This is a genomic window from Streptomyces sp. HUAS TT11, from assembly GCF_051553595.1.
Classification (GTDB): domain Bacteria; phylum Actinomycetota; class Actinomycetes; order Streptomycetales; family Streptomycetaceae; genus Streptomyces.
Map to the genome: position 1 here is coordinate 2,167,830 of NZ_CP196184.1, position 15,840 is coordinate 2,183,669.

At 71.0% G+C, this 15,840-nt stretch carries 19 protein-coding genes; 4 read left to right on the forward strand and 15 right to left on the reverse strand.

Translation table 11 applies throughout. The features are described 5' to 3' along the window. Nucleotides 1-16 precede the first annotated feature (16 nt). A complete protein-coding gene (locus tag ACSHXN_RS09785; RefSeq protein WP_355128255.1) occupies nt 17-1,636 on the reverse strand; it encodes an ABC-F family ATP-binding cassette domain-containing protein in 1,620 nt (539 codons plus the stop codon). 98 nt (nt 1,637-1,734) lie between these two features. On the opposite strand from ACSHXN_RS09785, the gene ACSHXN_RS09790 reads away from it, so the two are divergent. The 3 genes from ACSHXN_RS09790 to ACSHXN_RS09800 all read left to right on the forward strand — a co-directional run bounded on the left by ACSHXN_RS09790 (nt 1,735) and on the right by ACSHXN_RS09800 (nt 4,381). Beyond that, nucleotides 1,735-3,258: a bifunctional phosphatase PAP2/diacylglycerol kinase family protein gene (locus ACSHXN_RS09790; protein WP_356109329.1), complete on the forward strand. Its 1,524-nt coding sequence runs from the start codon at nt 1,735-1,737 to the stop codon at nt 3,256-3,258. Nucleotides 3,259-3,354: 96 nt separating this feature from the next. After that, nucleotides 3,355-4,170, forward strand: a complete 816-nt coding sequence (locus tag ACSHXN_RS09795) for a class I SAM-dependent methyltransferase (RefSeq protein WP_355796366.1) — start codon at nt 3,355-3,357, stop codon at nt 4,168-4,170. Between the two features lie 40 nt (nt 4,171-4,210). Beyond that, on the forward strand, nt 4,211-4,381 hold the full coding sequence (locus ACSHXN_RS09800; protein WP_059129383.1) for a hypothetical protein: 171 nt from the start codon (nt 4,211-4,213) through the stop codon (nt 4,379-4,381). 151 nt (nt 4,382-4,532) lie between these two features. Here the strand turns inward: ACSHXN_RS09800 and ACSHXN_RS09805 are convergent, their stop codons facing one another. After that, complete coding sequence (locus ACSHXN_RS09805; protein WP_438302949.1) at nt 4,533-5,441, reverse strand: helix-turn-helix domain-containing protein; 909 nt, start codon at nt 5,439-5,441, stop codon at nt 4,533-4,535. Nucleotides 5,442-5,448: 7 nt separating this feature from the next. On the opposite strand from ACSHXN_RS09805, the gene ACSHXN_RS09810 reads away from it, so the two are divergent. Further along, a complete protein-coding gene (locus ACSHXN_RS09810; protein ID WP_355128457.1) occupies nt 5,449-5,919 on the forward strand; it encodes a DUF2000 domain-containing protein in 471 nt (156 codons plus the stop codon). Here the strand turns inward: ACSHXN_RS09810 and ACSHXN_RS09815 are convergent. The 13 genes from ACSHXN_RS09815 to ACSHXN_RS09875 form a co-directional block, all read right to left on the reverse strand. Continuing rightward, entirely contained in the window at nt 5,916-6,215 is a 300-nt protein-coding gene (locus ACSHXN_RS09815; RefSeq protein WP_355128247.1) for a gas vesicle protein K, read from the reverse strand. The genes ACSHXN_RS09810 and ACSHXN_RS09815 overlap by 4 nt on opposite strands. Next, the gene (locus ACSHXN_RS09820) at nt 6,212-6,406 is read right to left on the reverse strand and encodes a gas vesicle protein (RefSeq protein WP_059129387.1); all 195 of its coding nucleotides are present in this window, start codon (nt 6,404-6,406) and stop codon (nt 6,212-6,214) included. Before ACSHXN_RS09820 ends, ACSHXN_RS09815 begins: the two co-directional genes overlap by 4 nt. Further along, nucleotides 6,403-7,176, reverse strand: a complete 774-nt coding sequence (locus tag ACSHXN_RS09825) for a GvpL/GvpF family gas vesicle protein (RefSeq protein WP_355128245.1) — start codon at nt 7,174-7,176, stop codon at nt 6,403-6,405. The genes ACSHXN_RS09820 and ACSHXN_RS09825 overlap by 4 nt, the downstream gene beginning before the upstream one ends. Continuing rightward, a complete protein-coding gene (locus tag ACSHXN_RS09830) occupies nt 7,173-7,547 on the reverse strand; it encodes a gas vesicle protein (protein ID WP_355128243.1) in 375 nt (124 codons plus the stop codon). The genes ACSHXN_RS09825 and ACSHXN_RS09830 overlap by 4 nt, the downstream gene beginning before the upstream one ends. Further along, nucleotides 7,544-8,665 (reverse strand): SRPBCC family protein, encoded by a 1,122-nt coding sequence (locus ACSHXN_RS09835; RefSeq protein ID WP_355128241.1) that lies wholly within the window; start codon nt 8,663-8,665, stop codon nt 7,544-7,546. Before ACSHXN_RS09835 ends, ACSHXN_RS09830 begins: the two co-directional genes overlap by 4 nt. 2 nt (nt 8,666-8,667) lie before the next feature. After that, the gene (locus tag ACSHXN_RS09840) at nt 8,668-9,285 is read right to left on the reverse strand and encodes a DNA primase (protein ID WP_355128455.1); all 618 of its coding nucleotides are present in this window, start codon (nt 9,283-9,285) and stop codon (nt 8,668-8,670) included. Then, complete coding sequence (locus ACSHXN_RS09845; protein ID WP_331264482.1) at nt 9,285-9,545, reverse strand: gas vesicle protein GvpG; 261 nt, start codon at nt 9,543-9,545, stop codon at nt 9,285-9,287. The genes ACSHXN_RS09840 and ACSHXN_RS09845 overlap by 1 nt, the downstream gene beginning before the upstream one ends. A 3-nt stretch (nt 9,546-9,548) precedes the next feature. Next, entirely contained in the window at nt 9,549-10,319 is a 771-nt protein-coding gene (locus ACSHXN_RS09850) for a GvpL/GvpF family gas vesicle protein (RefSeq protein ID WP_383352935.1), read from the reverse strand. After that, a complete protein-coding gene (locus ACSHXN_RS09855) occupies nt 10,316-10,738 on the reverse strand; it encodes a gas vesicle structural protein GvpA (RefSeq protein WP_355128237.1) in 423 nt (140 codons plus the stop codon). The genes ACSHXN_RS09850 and ACSHXN_RS09855 overlap by 4 nt, the downstream gene beginning before the upstream one ends. Nucleotides 10,739-10,793: 55 nt before the next feature. Next, nucleotides 10,794-11,141: a gas vesicle protein gene (locus tag ACSHXN_RS09860; protein ID WP_356109319.1), complete on the reverse strand. Its 348-nt coding sequence runs from the start codon at nt 11,139-11,141 to the stop codon at nt 10,794-10,796. 156 nt (nt 11,142-11,297) lie between these two features. Further along, complete coding sequence (ligD, locus tag ACSHXN_RS09865; protein ID WP_438302950.1) at nt 11,298-12,209, reverse strand: non-homologous end-joining DNA ligase; 912 nt, start codon at nt 12,207-12,209, stop codon at nt 11,298-11,300. A gap of 15 nt (nt 12,210-12,224) precedes the next feature. Then, nucleotides 12,225-14,072, reverse strand: a complete 1,848-nt coding sequence (locus ACSHXN_RS09870; protein WP_355128231.1) for a transketolase — start codon at nt 14,070-14,072, stop codon at nt 12,225-12,227. Next, the gene (locus ACSHXN_RS09875) at nt 14,069-15,409 is read right to left on the reverse strand and encodes an NAD(P)/FAD-dependent oxidoreductase (protein WP_355128229.1); all 1,341 of its coding nucleotides are present in this window, start codon (nt 15,407-15,409) and stop codon (nt 14,069-14,071) included. Before ACSHXN_RS09875 ends, ACSHXN_RS09870 begins: the two co-directional genes overlap by 4 nt. Between the last annotated feature and the right edge of the window lie 431 nt (nt 15,410-15,840).

Below are 15,840 nucleotides of genomic sequence, written 5' to 3' on the forward strand. Positions count from 1 at the left end.
GGCCTTCCGGCACCCCTCACCGCGCCCGCTCCACCCTTCGCTCGTCCCAGACCGGTTCCGGCGTCTCGCGGATCCGGCCGTCGCTGCCGAAGACCAGGTAGCGATCGAAGGAGCGGGCGAACCAGCGGTCGTGGGTGACGGCGAGGACCGTGCCGTCGAAGGCCTCAAGACCCGTCTGGAGCGCCTCGGCGGACTCCAGGTCCAGGTTGTCCGTCGGCTCGTCGAGCAGCAGGGCCGTGGCGCCCTCCAGCTCCAGCAGAAGGATCTGGAAGCGGGCCTGCTGCCCTCCGGACAGCCGCTCGAAGTTCTGCTCGGCCTGCCCGGTCAGCTCGTAGCGCCGCAGCCGGGACATGGCAGCGCCGCGGTCCTGGGAGTGCTCGAGCCACAGGATGTCCAGGAGGGTACGGCCCTCGAGCTCGGGGTGGGCGTGGGTCTGGGCGAAGTGCCCCGGCACGACACGTGCGCCGAGCCGCCACTCCCCGGTGTGCGCCACGTCGCCGCCCGCCAGCAGCCGCAGGAAGTGCGACTTGCCCGAGCCGTTGGATCCGAGGACCGCGACGCGCTCGCCGTAGAAGACCTCCAGGTCGAAGGGCTTCATCAGGCCCGTGAGCTCCAGTCCCGCGCAGGTGACGGCGCGGACGCCGGTGCGGCCGCCCTTGAGCCGCATCCTGATGTCCTGCTCGCGCGGCGGCTCGGGCGGCGGCCCGGCCTCCTCGAACTTTCGCAGCCGGGTCTGCGCGGCCTGGTAGCGGGACGCCATCTCGTGGCTGACGCTCGCGGCCTGGCGCAGATTGAGCACGAGCTTCTTGAGCTGCGCATGCTTCTCGTCCCAGCGCCTGCGCAGTTCCTCGAAACGGGCGAACCGCTCCCGCCGGGCCTCGTCGTAGGTGGCGAAACCACCGCCGTGCACCCAGGCGTCGGCCCCGGTGGGGCTCGGCTCCAGCGACACGATCCGCTGTGCGGCGCGGGCCAGCAGCTCCCGGTCGTGGGAGACGAACAACACGGTCTTGCGGGTCTCCTCCAGCCGCTCCTCGAGCCAGCGCTTACCGGGCACGTCGAGGTAGTTGTCGGGCTCGTCCAGGAGCAGGACCTCGTCGGTTCCGCGCAGCAGCGCCTCGAGGACGAGCCGCTTCTGCTCACCGCCGGAGAGGGTGCGGACCTGGCGCCACTGGGCCTTCTCGTACGGGACACCGAGGGCCGCCGTCGTGCACATGTCCCAGAGCGTCTCGGCCTCGTAGCCGCGGACCTCGGCCCAGTCGGACAGGGCCTGCGCGTACCGGAGCTGGGCGGCCTCGTCGTCGACCGTCATCACGGCGAGCTCGGCGGCGTCCACGGCGCGGGCGGCCTCGCGGATACGTGGCGGGGCGACCGAGGCGAGCAGGTCCCGCACGGTCGTCTCGTCCCGTACGGACCCCACGAACTGCCGCATGACCCCGAGCCCGCCACTGGTGGTGACACCGCCGCCGTGCGGTTTCAGCTCGCCCGAGAGCAGCCGCAGCAAGGTGGTCTTCCCGGCGCCGTTGGGCCCGACGAGCGCGACGACCGCCCCGTCGCCGACCCGGAAGGACACGTCGCCGAGCAACGCCCTCCCGTCCGGGAGGTAGTACTCGAGGTGTGCGGCTTCCAGGTGTCCCATGGGGCGCATTGTGTGCGGGCGCGGGGGCGCCGGGCAATCGTTTATCGCTCCGGCGGCGGCCCGGGCAGGGTTCTTCCTTCTCGGGGTATCCGCGTTCCATGACCCCAGATGTCGACCTCACCATGCGTCCGCCGGGCCCGCATCCGTTCCGCGATCGCCTGCTCGCCTCCGACTGCCGCCTGTTCGAGGCCGTCGCCTCGCGGCACTGGCCGGGCGCCGACCATGTGCTCCCGCGGCTCAGCCGGGCCGCCAACCACGGTGTCCTGTGGTTCGCCACGGCCGCCGCCATCGCCGCCGCCCGCACCCCGCGCGCCCGCCGGGCCGCCGCTCGCGGCGTCGCCTCGCTGACCCTCGCGTCCGCCGCCATCAACACCCTGGGCAAACGCACGGTGCGCCGCCCCCGGCCGGTCCTCGACCCGGTCCCCGCAGCCCGCCGGCTCAAGCGCCAGCCGATCACCACGTCGTTCCCGTCGGGGCACTCCGCCTCGGCCGCCGCCTTCGCCGCGGGTGTGGCGCTGGAGTCGAGCGGCTGGGGCGCGGCGGTCGTCCCGCTCGCGGCCGCCGTCGCGGTCTCCCGCGTGTACACCGGCGTCCACTTCCCGAGCGACGTCCTGGCGGGCGCGGCCCTGGGTGTGGGCGCCGCCCTGGCCGTACGCGGCCTGGTCCCGACCCGCTACCCGGCGCCGGCGCCCGGCCGCCCGCACGCGGACGCACCCGCGCTGCCGGACGGGACCGGTCTCGTGGTGGTGGCGAACAGGGCCTCGGGGACCTCCGACCGGATACACGCCCTGCAGGACGCCCTTCCGGGTGCCGAGATCGTGGAAAGCGATCCGGCCGACGTGGAAACCGAGTTGGAGAAGGCGGCCGCCCGCGCCCGGGTCCTCGGCGTCTGCGGCGGCGACGGCACGGTCAACGCGGCCGCCAAGGTGGCCATGCGGCACACCCTGCCGCTCGCCGTGGTCCCGGGCGGCACCCTCAACCACTTCGCCCTGGACGTCGGTGTCGAGGACGTACGCGACGTGGTGCACGCCGTTCAGCAGGGCGACGCGGTCCGCGTCGACGTGGGGCGCTTCGTCTCGGGCGGGAAGCGCGGCTGCTTCCTCAACACCTTCAGTCTGGGCGTGTACCCGGAGCTGGTGCGCGAGCGGGAGCGCTGGTCACCGCGGATCGGCGGCTGGCCGGCCGGGGTCCTCGCCGCCCTGCGCGTCCTGGGCGCCGACCGCCGTCCCCTGCGCGTGGACCTGGGTGGCCGCACCCGCCCGCTGTGGCTGCTCTTCGCGGGGAACGGCACGTACCACCGGATGGGCCTCGCCCCCGCTCGCCGCCACGATCTGGCGGACGGCAAGCTCGACGTGCGGGTCGTGCACGGCGGCCGCCGCCCGGCCGCGCGGCTGCTGGCCGCCGCCTTCGCGGGTCCCCTGTCCCGCTCTCCGGCCCATGCGGCCGTGCGGGTGCGGCGTCTGCGCCTGGACGGGGTGGCCCCGGGTACTCCGCTCGCCTACGACGGGGAGGTCACCGAGGTCGACGGCGATGTGACGCTCGAGAAGCTTCCCGAGGCGCTGACCGTCTATCGGCCTCTGCCGCCCGGCCGGCCGGCTCCCCGGTACCGGCTGTCCATATGACAAGACGCGGGTCTCATTATTCGGCATGAGCGCCTACCGTGATGCGTATCGCCCGGCGGTCCGGCCGCCGGTCCGTACGACGGGAAGAGGAAGGTCATGTCGAAGGAGACGGCCGTCTACACGCACGGCCACCATGAGTCCGTGCTGCGCTCGCACACCTGGCGGACCGCCGCCAACTCCGCGGCCTACCTCCTCGGCTCGCTCAAACCGCACATGAGGATCCTGGACATCGGCTGCGGCCCGGGCACCATCACCGCCGACCTGGCGGAACTGGTCCCCGACGGCCATGTCACCGGCGTGGACCGGGCGGCGGGCGTCCTGGAGCAGGCCCGGGCCACGGCTGCCGCGCGCGGCCTGGGCAACGTCGACTTCGCGGTCGCCGACGTGCACGCACTGGAGTACGCGGACGACACGTTCTGCGTGGTGCACGCCCATCAGGTGCTCCAGCACGTGGGCGACCCGGTGCAGGCACTGCGCGAGATGCTCCGGGTGACGAAGCCGGGCGGTTACCTCGCCGTCCGCGACGCCGACTACTCGGCGATGACCTGGTATCCGGCATCCGACGGCCTGGACGACTGGCTGGACCTCTACAAGCGGGTCGCACGCGCCAACGGCGGCGAACCCGACGCCGGACGGCGCCTGAAGTCGTGGGCACTGAGCGCGGGCATCCGCGACATCACCACCACGTCCGGCACCTGGACCTTCGCCACCGAGGAGGAGCGGGCCTGGTGGAGCGGGCTGTGGGCGGACCGCACCCTCGCCTCGGCCTACGCGGACCGCGCCGCCGAAGGGGGCCATGCGACACCTGGGCGCCTGCGCGCGGTTTCGGAGGCCTGGCGGGAATGGGGGCGGCACGAGGACGGCTGGTTCGCGGTACTTCACGGAGAAATTCTCTGCCGAAAGCAAGTCTGATCGGCGCGGTTCGGGAAACACGGTGAGCAGGAGGTAAAAAATGGTTCCCATTCTGCTGGTTCTGCTTCTCGCCCTGATTCTCTTCGGCGTTGGATTCGCGGTGAAGGTGCTGTGGTGGATCGCCCTCGCGGTCCTTGTGATCTGGCTCCTCGGGTTCCTCGTGCGCGGGACGACCGCGGCCGGCGGACGGGGCCGTTGGTACCGATGGTGACCCTGACGCGCGTCCGGTGATCCGTCCGTCACCGGCATTCCGAAAAGCGTCGGCCCGAGCCGGCCCGCGGATACTGTCCGCGGGCCGGCTCGGTCGTTCCGGAGAATTCCCACGCCCGTTCCACGCCGTAAGGAATGGAATCCGAACGCGTTCAGGAATTCAGCGATCCGATACACCCGATATCCCCGGCCTCATTTCCCGTTCCGTCCCACTTCGTCCCGGTACGGAGATACCGGCCCGGAGTCGTGCCCAGAATCCGCTTGAAGTGCCGGGTGAAGTGGGACTGGTCGTAGAAGCCCACGGCGGTCGCCACCTCGGCCGGCGGTCGCCCGTCGAGCAGCAGGCGGCGGGCGAGATCGACCCGGCGGGACGTCACGTACCGGTGGGGCGCGATACCGAACGCTGCGCCGAAGGCACGTACGAGATGTGCGGGGTGGGCGTGGAGCACGCTCGCTGCCTCGTCCAGCGTGATCCCTTCGCGGAGCCGCTCGTCGAGGAGGTCGCGCAGGTCCCGGGCCACACCACGGTCGCTCACCACGGGGTCGGCGGGGCGGCCGGGCGACAGATGTGCGCGCAGGCGCCGGCTGATCAGGGCCAGACGGCTCTCCGCCTCCAGTTCGTCCCCCCGGTGGGCGAGGGCCGCGTGGAGTTGTCCGATGCGTCGGCGCAGGAGGGGATCCGCGAGGTCGGGGCCGTCGACCGCCGGGCCGATGAAGCTCTCGTCGAGCTGCGTCATGTCGAGGTACAGGACACGCTTGCGGAAGCCGAGCGCGGTGGCGGGGGAGCCGTTGTGCGGCACCTGGGGCGGCAGCAGGCTGACGGTGTCGTGCGGGGTGCCCCGCTCGTGGTGGTCCAGGTCGTAGCGGACCGCGCCGTCGTCGACGATCAGGAGCGTCCAGGCGTCATGGACGTGCATGGGATAGGCATGCTCGACGAAATGGGCGTGGAAGACCTCGACGACGCCCGGGACCGGCGGGCGCCAAGCAGAGATCTCCTGCCGGGATACCACGCAAGAAACGTACAAGACGCCGAGGGCGCCGACATCGCAGTCTCGCTCCATGAGAACGATGGATCAGACGGCGGCCGGGGGCGGGGCCCGGACCGATGAGGCGACCGAGAAGACACCCGTCCGCTTCGACACGAAGATCGCCGTACTGCTGCGGGACGACCTGGAGCCCTGGCAGCGGCTCAATGTGACCGCCTTCGTGGTGAGCGGGCTCGGCACGGCGGCGCCCGAGGTGATCGGCGAGCCGTACGCCGACGCCGACGGCACCGCGTATCTGCCGATGTTCCGCCAGCCCGTGCTGGTCTTCGAGGGGACGAAGGAGACGCTGTCGCTCGCGCACGGTCGTGCCCTGTCCCGTTCTCTGGAGACAGCCGTCTTCACCTCGGATCTGTTCGGTACGGGCAACGACCGGGACAACCGTGCGGCGGTGCGGGCCGTCCGCAGGGACCAGCTCGATCTGGTGGGCATGGCTGTGTACGGACCGCGCAACGCGGTCGACAAGATCCTCAAGGGCGCGCGCATGCACCCCTAGTCACGCGGCAGCAGGGGGCCGAGCGGCCCGAGGTCCAGATTCAGGTCCTCGGGCCGCAGCCCGTAGCGGTCCCGCAGTTCGGCCATGCGGTCCTCCAGGAGCATCAGCGTCAGCCCGATCCGCTCCTCCTGCTCCTCGGTCAGCTCTCCGGTGTCGAACCGGCGCACCGCCTGGCGCTCCATCAGCTGGCGGAGCAGTTCGACAACCGTCAGCACCAGCTTGACCAGGTCCCGTTCCACGGTGTCGGGCTCCAGGTCCAGCCGGTTGCGTGGCTTGCGGGGCGTCCTGTCGGTCATGGCGCTTCGGCCTCCGGCCAGGGCGAGGGGACTTGGGCGTTCACCGAGCTGATCAGGGCGTTCAGATCGATGCGGACGAGATCGACGTCCGCGATACGCAAAGTGATGTCACCGGTGATGACGACCCCGCCCGCGAGCAACCGGTCGAGCAGGTCGACCAGGGCGATCTCGCGGTGTTCGACGGCGATCATGCCACTCCCTGCGTCAGTCCGGTGAAGGAGTAGGCCGCCCAGGGACCGGTGAGTTCCACCCGGACCCCCGGGGTGTCGTCCTCGGCACGGTCCACCAGCTCAACGAACTCCTCGGAACGTGATCGCGGCACGAGATAGGAGGCGTTGAGCACATTGCGTCCGGAGGCCCCCGAGAGCGTCGCGTTCTGCGGGGCGTGCAACCGGGTGTCCTCCGCGTACCCGGAGAGCGCCTCGTGCAGCCGGGCCGCGAATTCCTCGGCCTTCTGCCCCCGCTCCTCGTGTGCGGCGGTACGCATACGACGCTGCCGCAGATAGTCTCGTCCGGAGGCCGGCCTCGCCGCAGGGCGTTCCTCCACGGCCTCCTTCTCCTCCTCCTGCTCGACGTACACCTTCACGCCCCACTCCACCCGGCCTTCGAGCCGGTCCAAGGCGCGCCGGAAATCCTCCTCGCGCTCCTCGAGCATCACGCGGACGCCGCTGTCGTCACGGAACACCGTGCCGAGCCGCAGGGGCAGTGGGGTGGTGACGCCCGTGAGCGCGTCGACTACGTTCTGGTGGGCGCGGGCCGTGGCGGTGAGCCACTCCAGGTCCTCCAGATGCTCCTTGAGCGGCTCCTCCGCGAAGTCCTCCTCGGGGACGAGACTGAGAACCGCGATGAGGCCGTGGTGCTCCAACTGCCGTGCGGGAATGCCGGCCACCCCCGTCAGCTGGGCCTGCAGGGGCGCGCTGAGGGGGCGGCAGACGGCATAGACGTACCGCAGCGCCGTCACGGTGACTCCTTCTTCCTGCGTCGCGGTGCCTGTCGCGGGGCGGCTTCGAGCTCCGCCGCCTCCCGGTCGGCCTCGATGCGTTCGAGACGGGCCCGCAACTCGGTGTTCTCCCGCGTGAGTTCGTCGCGCCGGGCCCGGGAGGACAGGGCGGGGTCGGACTCCCACCAGTCGATGCCCATCTCCTTCGCCTTGTCGACGGAGGCGACGATCAACCGGAGCTTGACGGTGAGGAGTTCGATGTCGAGCAGGTTGATCCGGATGTCTCCGGCGATCACTATGCCCTTGTCGAGGACCCGTTCAAGGATGTCGGCGAGGTTGGCGCCGCTGCTGGGCCCCCCGTAGGGATCGGGAAGCCGGCGGGGCGTCGTCATCGCCTGCTCCCGGCGGCCGACGGCTCGGCCTCACGTTCGTCCCCCTCTTCCTCGTACTCCTCCTCCGGCTCCTCCTCGCCCTCGTACTCCTCCTCCGGCTCCTCCTCGTCCTCGTACTCCTCCTCGGCCTCCTCGTCGTACTCGCCCTCGGGCTCCTCCTCGGCGCCTTCCTCGTCCTCGTAGTCCTCGTACTCGTCCTCGGCGCCCTCTTCCTCGGCGCCCTCGCCCTCCGCGCCCTCTTCCTTCTCGCGCTCCTCCTCGGCGACCGCGTCCTCATGGGTGCGGACGACCTCACCGTCGCGGATCTCGCCGCGCCAGCCGTCCTCCGCCTCTCCCTTGAGGGTGATGAAGCGCGCGAAGTGCTTGAAGTCGAGACGCGCCCGGCGGCCCTGGGCCCGCCAGATGTTGCCGGTCTTCTCGAAGAACCCACTGGGGTAGTACTCCATCACCAGCAGCAGTCGCGTGAGGTTGTCGCCGAGGGAGTGGAAGGTGATGACGCCCTTGGTGGAGCCCTTGGCACCCTCCGAACTCCACTGGATGCGGTAGTCGGGCACCTGCTCGATCGTGTGCGCCTTCCAGCTGCGGCTCGACCAGAGGACCTTGGCCTGCCAGTCGGAGGTGGTGTCGTCGGCGCGGTTGGCGCTCTTGACGCCCTTGGCGAAGGTGCTGAAGTCCTGGTACTGGGTCCACTGGTCGTACGCGGTCCGCACGGGTACGCCGACGTCGATGGACTCGATGATCACCGTGGGCTTGTTGCCCCCGCCGCGCTTGCGCTTGCTCTTGCCTCCGGTGAGGCTCTTGAAGGCCTCGCCCAGCTTCTCCTTCGCCTGTCCGGCGCCCGTCTCCAGGACGGCGCGCAGCGGGCCCTTGCCCTCGGCGAGCTTGCGCCCGCCTTCCAGGGCGAGCTTGGCGAAGCCGGGGCTGTTGCCCTCGGCGATGTCGTTCAGCTTGACGGTCGTCGAACCCAGTTTGCGGCCCACGCCCACGAGCATCCGCTCGGCCTGCGCGGCCAGATAGCTCTGCATCTCCTGCTTGAGGCGGTCGAACGCCTCGCTCTGGGCGACCTTGGACAGTCCGCCGTTCGCCCTGTCCGCCGCGGAACCCGCTGTGTCGGACATCGTCATCGCCTCCCTTCACCACGCGACCCGCGAGTGGCGCTCCGCGCGCCGCCCTTCGCCGCCGCGGTCTTCTTCGCGGGGGCCTTCTTGCCAGGGGCCTTCTTGGCGGCCGCCTTGGAACCCGGCGCCTGCTTGGCGGGCGCCTTCTTCGCAGGCCTCTGCCTGTCGGCGGCCTTCTTCTCCGGCTCGGCGCGTGACGGGGCGTCCCTTTCCGCGCGCTCCCCGGACTCCCCTGACTCGTCCTCCGCCCGGTCCTTCTCGTCCTCGTCCCCGAGGCCGGGCAGGTCGGGCTTCTCCGGCACCACTCCGGACAGTTCGTCCCGCACCTGCGAGGTGCGGTCGTGCAACCGGTCGGCGATGCCCTCCATCTGCCGTTCCACGAGTGCGCCGGAGGCGGCCTTGCCCACCCCGCGCAGATCCTGGCGCAGCTGGTCGCCGATCTCCTTGAACTGCGGATTGTTGAGCAGCTGCTGATTGAGCAGATCGGCGACCGCCCGGGGGCTCAGCTGCATACGTTTTCCGGCGACCAGTGAGGCCACGGCGAATGCCAGTTTCATCTTCTTGGTACGCCCGAGGACGTATCCCGCCCCTATGGCGAGGCCCAGTGCGGTTCGATTCATCATGTCGTCCCGTCGCCAGTTCCCGATGTACGACCCATACCGACCTCCAGCCGGTCGAGGAGTGCGTCCTCCTCGCGGTCGAACTCCTCCTCTGTGATCTCGCCCTCCTCGAGCCGACGCTCGAGAAGGGCGAGTTCGGCCCGGACCGTCGCCGGGTCGTAGTACTGTCGCTCGGCCTCGGCGATCACCTGTCTGATCACCCAGAGGCTGCCGCGCGCCGGTGCGAACGGCAGCAGCAGGGCCTCGGTGAGCAGTCCCATGACTCACTCCTCGCGCGTGGCCGTGCTCGTCGTGCTCGCCGCGGGCTCGGCAGGGCCCGGCTCGACGAAGCTGTACGGCGGCAACGGCCCGTTGACCCGCAGCTCGAGATGCGGGTGGCTCTTGCGGATCTCCTCCACGGCGCCCACGAACTCCTCGGCCGAGTCCCTGGACACCAGCAAGGAGAGATTGGCCAGCCAACCAGTGGACTCGGGACCCGCACTGACGGCCTCGGCCGTCGACTCCAGCAGGTTCCTCAGCTCCGCGGCGTCCTCCTCCTCGAGGTTCTGCACCGCTCCGGCGGCCATCTCACCGAGCCGCAGCCGGTCGTCGTAGCTGCTGCCGCCCGGCTGCCGTCCGGCTTCGATCAAGGCGCGCAGCTCCGGGTTCCCGGCCACCACCCGCTGGAGCACCGCCTCCTGGTCGTGGCTGGCCTTGACGTTGTACTCGACCCTGCCGGCCAGGGCGGTCAGCCGCTCCCGGTAGTGCTCGGCGCGCTCGGCGAGCACCTCGGTGACGGCGCTGTCGTCCGGGGCGACGCTGCCGAAGCGCATGGGCAGCACCGAACCGCCGCCGCCCGACTCGCTGAGAACGCTCTGGTGGGCGAGCAGATCCCTGCGCTTGGGCCGTAGTCCTTCCGGGCAGTCACTGACGATCGCCGCCAGCTCGCCTTCCCTCAGGATCCGGATCGGGCACGGCGGGTCGCCCACGCCGCCCATGTCTTCGGGGAGCGAGGGGTGCGAACTCGCGGCGATGCCGTAGACGTATGTGCTCACTCCTGCTCCTCCCTCTTCCGGGCGGACGTGCTCCTGCGCGGCCGCGGCCTGTCCTCGCCCTGGCCCTCTTCACGGGCCTGCTTGAAGGCGCCGGAGATCGTTTCCGCGGCTCCTGACAGGGCGCCCTTCGACTTGCCCCGCGCGCCCGACTCGGTGATCTCGCCGACCAGGTCCGGGAGTCCGGGGGCCTTGCGCGGACCCGCCTCGAGGTCGAGCCGGTTGCAGGCTTCGGCGAAGCGCAGATAGGTGTCGACGCTCGCGACCACGACCCGCACGTCGATCTTCAGAATCTCGATGCCGACGAGGGAGACGCGGACGAACGCGTCGATGACGAGTCCTCGGTCGAGGACGAGCTCCAGGACGTCGTACAGCCCACTGGAGCCGCCACCTCCGCCGGTCTGTGCCGGGACAACCGTCATACCAACCGATCCTCCTTGTCCGTGTGGTGTTCGGGAATGCGGGCCGGACGGCGGTCTACTGCTGACCGCCCGGCCGATGTGCGTCGGCCCTGCCCCGTTCGTAACGGCGAACGCGCCGATAGCCGGCGAGCTCACCCTCGGCGGTGAGCTCCACCTCGTAGCTCGCGAGCAGACTCATCGTGTCGGGGACCCGGGCGAGTTCCAGGACCTCTATGTGCAGCTGCCAGCCGCCCTCCGTACGCTCGAAGGACGACACGGATTCGGGGGTCATGCCGGTCAGCTCCGCGAACTCGTCGCGGCCCTGGCGCAGCACCTCCATCGGCTTCAGCCGGCCCTTTCCCGCGCCGTCCCCGGACTTCTTGGGCGAATCCTGTGAATTCGATGCACTTGATGTATTTGACATGGCGACCTCGTAAGCCGAGTGCCCACTGTGTTCTCCACAAACATGCGGAGCCGCTATTCGGACGGGAGAATGCGACCTCGCCCGTGACCGCCCTCAGGGGCGCCGAGGGCGGTCACACGCACTCACCCACAGTGATGTCTCGAATCCGCCGTGTCGTCAGCGCAGCGCCGCCAGTCGCCTGCGCGCGGGTTCCGGGGCACGGGGCCTCAGCCCCGCCCAGGGCTCGGTACGCGCCTGGTCCAACGCGTCGGCGACGGTCCAACGACGGGCGTGCAGCTCCGGATCGTCCAACTGGCCCCAGGACAAGGGTGTGGCGACGGGAGCGCCCGGCAGGGCCCGCACGCTGTAGGGGGCGACGGCGGTCTGTGCGTAGGCGTTGCGCTGCACGTCGAGGTAGAGCCGGTCCCCGCGGTCCTTCTTGCGGGCGGCGGTGGTCAGCAGCTCGGGGTGTGCCTCGGCGAGGGTCTCGGCGATGTCCGCTGCGAACTCCCGTATGTCGTCCACGTCGTGGTGACCGCTGATCGGGACGACGACATGCAGCCCGCGTGATCCTGTGGTCATCAGACCCGACGGCAGCCGGAGTTCCCCGAGGAGTTCACCCACCAGCCGTGCGGCACAGCGCACTTGATCAAAATCGTCGTCCGCGGGATCGAGGTCGAAGACGATCCGGTCGGGCCGGCGCGGCCGGTCGGCGCGGGAGAGCCATCGGTGCAGGGTCATACACGCCTGGTCGGCGAGGTACACAAGGGTGGCCGAGTCGTCGCAGACCGTGTGGCAGACGGTGCCGCCCTCCTTGTCCACCTCCACGCGGTGGATCCAGTCCGGGTAGTGCTCCGGGGTGTTCTTCTGCATGAACCGGGGGCCCGCGAGACCGTCCGGATGCCGCTCCAGCATCAAGGGCCGGCCCCGCAGCCGGGGCAGCATGAAACGGGCCACCGAGCGGTAATAGGCGACGAGGTCGGCCTTCGTGTACTCCTTGGCGTCACCGTCGCCCGGGAACAGCACCTTGTCCGGCCGGTGGACCTCCACCGTACGGCGGCCCACGCGCATGGTCCGCGCGCTGGTCATCGTGCTCCTATCCGGTCACCGCACGACGGCTTCCTCCACCAGCAGCCGGGCCGCGGCCGCGATCGACTCGGCGTCGATGCCGGCGGCGTGCAACTGCTCGGCGGGGGTCGCCGAGCCCGGCATCGTACGGACGGCGAGCCGCACCAGACGGGGCACGGGGCGCCCGTCCGTGAAGGCGTCCAGGACCGCGTCGCCGAGGCCGCCCTCCTCGCGGTGGTCCTCGACGGTGAGCAGGCAGCCGGTGCGCTCTGCGGCCTCGCGCAGGGTGGCGCGGTCGACGGGCTTGACCGAGTACAGGTCGATCACCCGCACTCCGATGCCCTGCTCGGCGAGGGCGTCGGCCGCCTTCAGCGCCTCGTGGAGGGTGACACCGGCCGCCACGAGGGTCAGCCGGTCCTCCGCCGAGGCGCGCAACACCTTGCTGCCGCCGATCGGGAACTCCTCGGTGGGGCCGTAGATGACCGGCGTCTTGCCACGCGACGTGCGCAGATACCGGACGCCCTCCAGACCGGCCGTCGCGGCGACCAGCCGCGCGGTCTGGTTGGCGTCGCACGGGTACAGCACGGTCGAGTCGTACACCGAACGCATCATGGCGAGATCCTCGAGGCCCATCTGGGAGGGACCGTCCTCGCCGATCGAACAGCCCGCGTGCGAACCGACGAGGTTGATGCCGGCGCCGCTGATCGAGGCCATGCGGATGAAGTCGTGGGCACGGGTGAAAAAGGCGGCGAACGTCGAGGCGTAGGGCACCCAGCCGCGCGCTGCCATGCCCACCGCGACCCCGACCATCAGCTGTTCGGCGATGTAGCACTCGAAATACCGCTCGGGATGCTCCTTGTGGAAGAACTCGGCGCGCGTGGAGTCGCCGACCTCGCCGTCGATGGCGACGACGTCGCCGCGGGCATGACCGAGCGCGGCGAGCGCCTGGCCGTAGGCGTCGCGGGTGGGTACCGCGTCGCCGATGTCGTAGCGCGGCAGGTCGAGATGCCCGCCCTGCACGGCGTGCAGCATCCTGGCCGCGGGCGGCGACTGCACCTCGACACGCAGGTCCCGTACGCCGCCGAGCTCGGTGATCGCCTCGTCGGCGTCCGGCAGGGGCTTGCCGTGCATACCCTCCCGGTCCTGGACGGCGGCGACGCCCTTGCCCTTGAGGGTGCGGGCGAGGACCACGGTGGGCTGTCCCGTGGTGGACTCGGCCTCGGCGAAGGCGCGCTCCACGGCGTCGACGTCGTGCCCGTCGACCTCCACGGTGTGCCAGCCGAAGGCCTTGAACCGGCGCGCGTAGGCGTCCAGGTCGTGGCCGTGGCGGGTGGGTCCGCGCTGGCCCAGCCGGTTGATGTCGGCGATCACGATCAGGTTGTCCAGATGCTCGTACCCGGCGTGCTCCGCGGCCTCCCAGATGGAGCCCTCGGCCAGTTCGCTGTCACCGCACAGCACCCAGACCCGGTACCCGGTGTGGTCGAGCCGCTTGCCGGCCAGGGCGATGCCGACTCCGACGGGCAGCCCCTGGCCGAGCGAGCCGGTCGCCGTCTCCACCCATGGCAGCCGGCGGGGGGTGGGGTGCCCCTCCAGACGGCTGCCGAGTTTGCGGAAGGTCAGCAGTTCGGTCTCGTTGATGGCTCCCGCCGCCTTGTACGCGGCGTACAGGAGCGGGGAGGCGTGCCCCTTGGAGAGGACGAACCGATCGTTGGCGGGGTGGGCGGGGCGCTCGAAGTCGTAGCGCAGGTGGTTCGCCAGCAGTACGGCCATCAGGTCCGCGGCGGACATCGACGAGGTGGGGTGTCCGGATTCGGCCGCGGCGGCGGCGCGGACGCTGTCGACACGCAACTGCTGGGCCAGTTCGTGGAGCTGACGGGTGTTCATGAGTTCTCCTTCGTCCCGTGGGGAAGGTCGGGGCCTCCGGGAACACGGGCAAGTTCGGGCGAGGACGACTCCAGTGGCACGGACCAGGAGCGGACCAGCCCCAACTGGACCCCCTGGCGGGGCAGTAGCGCTTCCAGGAGCCAGTCGGCGGCGACCCGGACCCGGTTTCCGGGCATGGCGGCGAGGTGGTATCCGCGGGCGACGGCCCCGGCGAGCAGTCCGGACATCGGGATGCCCAGGGGGTTGGCGGCCGCCTGCACCCCGCCGAGGTCCACGACGAAGCCCAGGTCCCGGTGGCGGTACACCCGCCGGGAACCGATCCCGAGGGACGCGGCGACGTTGTGGGCGCAGACCTTGCCCTGCCGCCAGGCGTGCTGCGCGGTCATCGGGGTGTACTGGCCCGGCTTCTCCAGGTCGGGCACGGCGGCGGCGTCCCCGCAGGCGAACACCTCGGGATGACCCGGTACCTGGAGATACGGATCGACGAGCAGCCGTCCGCGCTCCAGAGGGCGGTCGATGCTCTCGACGAGTGGATCGGGGCGTACGCCGACGCACCACACCAGCGTGCGGGTCGCGACGAACTCCCCGTCGGTCAGCAGGACTCCGTCGTGCGTCGCCTCCTTCACGGAGGTGCCCATCCGCACGTCGACGCCGCGCCGACGCAGCACACCGTCCGCGGTGCGGGAGAGCCGTTCGTCCAGCTCCGGCAGTACACGCGGCGCGACGTCCAGCAGCAGCCAGCGCGGCCTCATGCCGTGGCGCAGCGGTTGCTCGCGCACGAGCGCGTCGGTGAGCAGCCGGCCCTGCGCGGCGACCTCGGTCCCGGTGTAGCCGGCGCCGACCACCACGAAGGTGCAGCGGGCGGAGCAGCTCTCGGGATCCTCCGCCGCCGCGGCCAGTTCGATCTGGCGGGTCACATGGTCCCGCAGATACAGCGCTTCGGGCAGTCCGCGGAAGCCGTGCGCATGCTCGGAGACGCCCGGGATGGGCAGCAGCTTGTTGACGCTGCCGACGGCCAGCACCAGCCGGTCGTAGCCGAGTGTGCCGACCTGGCCCTCGGGGCCGGTGTAGTGCACGGTGCGCGCGTCGAGATCGATGCCGTCGGCCTCTCCCAGCACCAGCCGCACACGCCGCAGGGTGCCCGAGAGGGAGACCGCGACGCGCCGGGGTTCCAGGATGCCCGCGGCGACCTGGGGCAGCAGCGGGAGATACAGAAAGTAGTCGGTCGGGTTGAGCAGGGTGATGTCGGCCTTGTCCCGGGTCAGCCGCGCCAGGGTGCGGGCCGTCCGGTAGCCGGCGAATCCGGCACCGACGACAAGGATGCGGGGTCGACTCACGATTCGCCTCCGGCGTGGTCGGGCGTACATCGTCTGCGTATGGCTGGCGGGCGCACGGATGCCGCCCTTGCGAGACCTTCCGCGTCCCCCTGGTCCGGGCGCCCAAACGCCGTGGAACGGGCGATTCGCACCCGTCGCCGTCATGGTCCGGCCCGGGTACCGGCGCGATGCCCGCGCGAAGGACCCGGGACGGGGTTCGGCTGTCTTCCGTGGGGCTGCTTCCTCGCGGGTGCGCCATCCGGTCCCGTGGATCGGTTGACCGGCGAGGGCGGCCCGGCCGGGCCGGTTCCGGCCTCCGCGGACCCCGGCGACCGGAGCGCCGGGGCACCCGGTCCGGGGTCAGAGCCCCCTCGCGCCCCGGGTGACCGGGACCGCCCCGCAGGCGCCCCGGTCGCCGGCGGCGGGGGGCGGCGTGGTCCGGGCCGCCCGTC

Excerpts from the sequence above, each read along its gene's own strand:
- ACSHXN_RS09785 (WP_355128255.1), bottom strand. The coding sequence starts at position 1,636 with ATGGGACACCTGGAAGCCGCACACCTCGAGTACTACCTCCCGGACGGG.
- ACSHXN_RS09790 (WP_356109329.1), top strand. The coding sequence starts at position 1,735 with ATGACCCCAGATGTCGACCTCACCATGCGTCCGCCGGGCCCGCATCCG.
- ACSHXN_RS09795 (WP_355796366.1), top strand. The coding sequence starts at position 3,355 with ATGTCGAAGGAGACGGCCGTCTACACGCACGGCCACCATGAGTCCGTG.
- ACSHXN_RS09800 (WP_059129383.1), top strand. The coding sequence starts at position 4,211 with ATGGTTCCCATTCTGCTGGTTCTGCTTCTCGCCCTGATTCTCTTCGGC.
- ACSHXN_RS09805 (WP_438302949.1), bottom strand. The coding sequence starts at position 5,441 with ATGGAGCGAGACTGCGATGTCGGCGCCCTCGGCGTCTTGTACGTTTCT.
- ACSHXN_RS09810 (WP_355128457.1), top strand. The coding sequence starts at position 5,449 with ATGGATCAGACGGCGGCCGGGGGCGGGGCCCGGACCGATGAGGCGACC.
- ACSHXN_RS09815 (WP_355128247.1), bottom strand. The coding sequence starts at position 6,215 with ATGACCGACAGGACGCCCCGCAAGCCACGCAACCGGCTGGACCTGGAG.
- ACSHXN_RS09820 (WP_059129387.1), bottom strand. The coding sequence starts at position 6,406 with ATGATCGCCGTCGAACACCGCGAGATCGCCCTGGTCGACCTGCTCGAC.
- ACSHXN_RS09830 (WP_355128243.1), bottom strand. The coding sequence starts at position 7,547 with ATGACGACGCCCCGCCGGCTTCCCGATCCCTACGGGGGGCCCAGCAGC.
- ACSHXN_RS09835 (WP_355128241.1), bottom strand. The coding sequence starts at position 8,665 with ATGTCCGACACAGCGGGTTCCGCGGCGGACAGGGCGAACGGCGGACTG.
- ACSHXN_RS09840 (WP_355128455.1), bottom strand. The coding sequence starts at position 9,285 with ATGAATCGAACCGCACTGGGCCTCGCCATAGGGGCGGGATACGTCCTC.
- ACSHXN_RS09845 (WP_331264482.1), bottom strand. The coding sequence starts at position 9,545 with ATGGGACTGCTCACCGAGGCCCTGCTGCTGCCGTTCGCACCGGCGCGC.
- ACSHXN_RS09855 (WP_355128237.1), bottom strand. The coding sequence starts at position 10,738 with ATGACGGTTGTCCCGGCACAGACCGGCGGAGGTGGCGGCTCCAGTGGG.
- ACSHXN_RS09860 (WP_356109319.1), bottom strand. The coding sequence starts at position 11,141 with ATGTCAAATACATCAAGTGCATCGAATTCACAGGATTCGCCCAAGAAG.
- ligD (WP_438302950.1), bottom strand. The coding sequence starts at position 12,209 with ATGACCAGCGCGCGGACCATGCGCGTGGGCCGCCGTACGGTGGAGGTC.
- ACSHXN_RS09870 (WP_355128231.1), bottom strand. The coding sequence starts at position 14,072 with ATGAACACCCGTCAGCTCCACGAACTGGCCCAGCAGTTGCGTGTCGAC.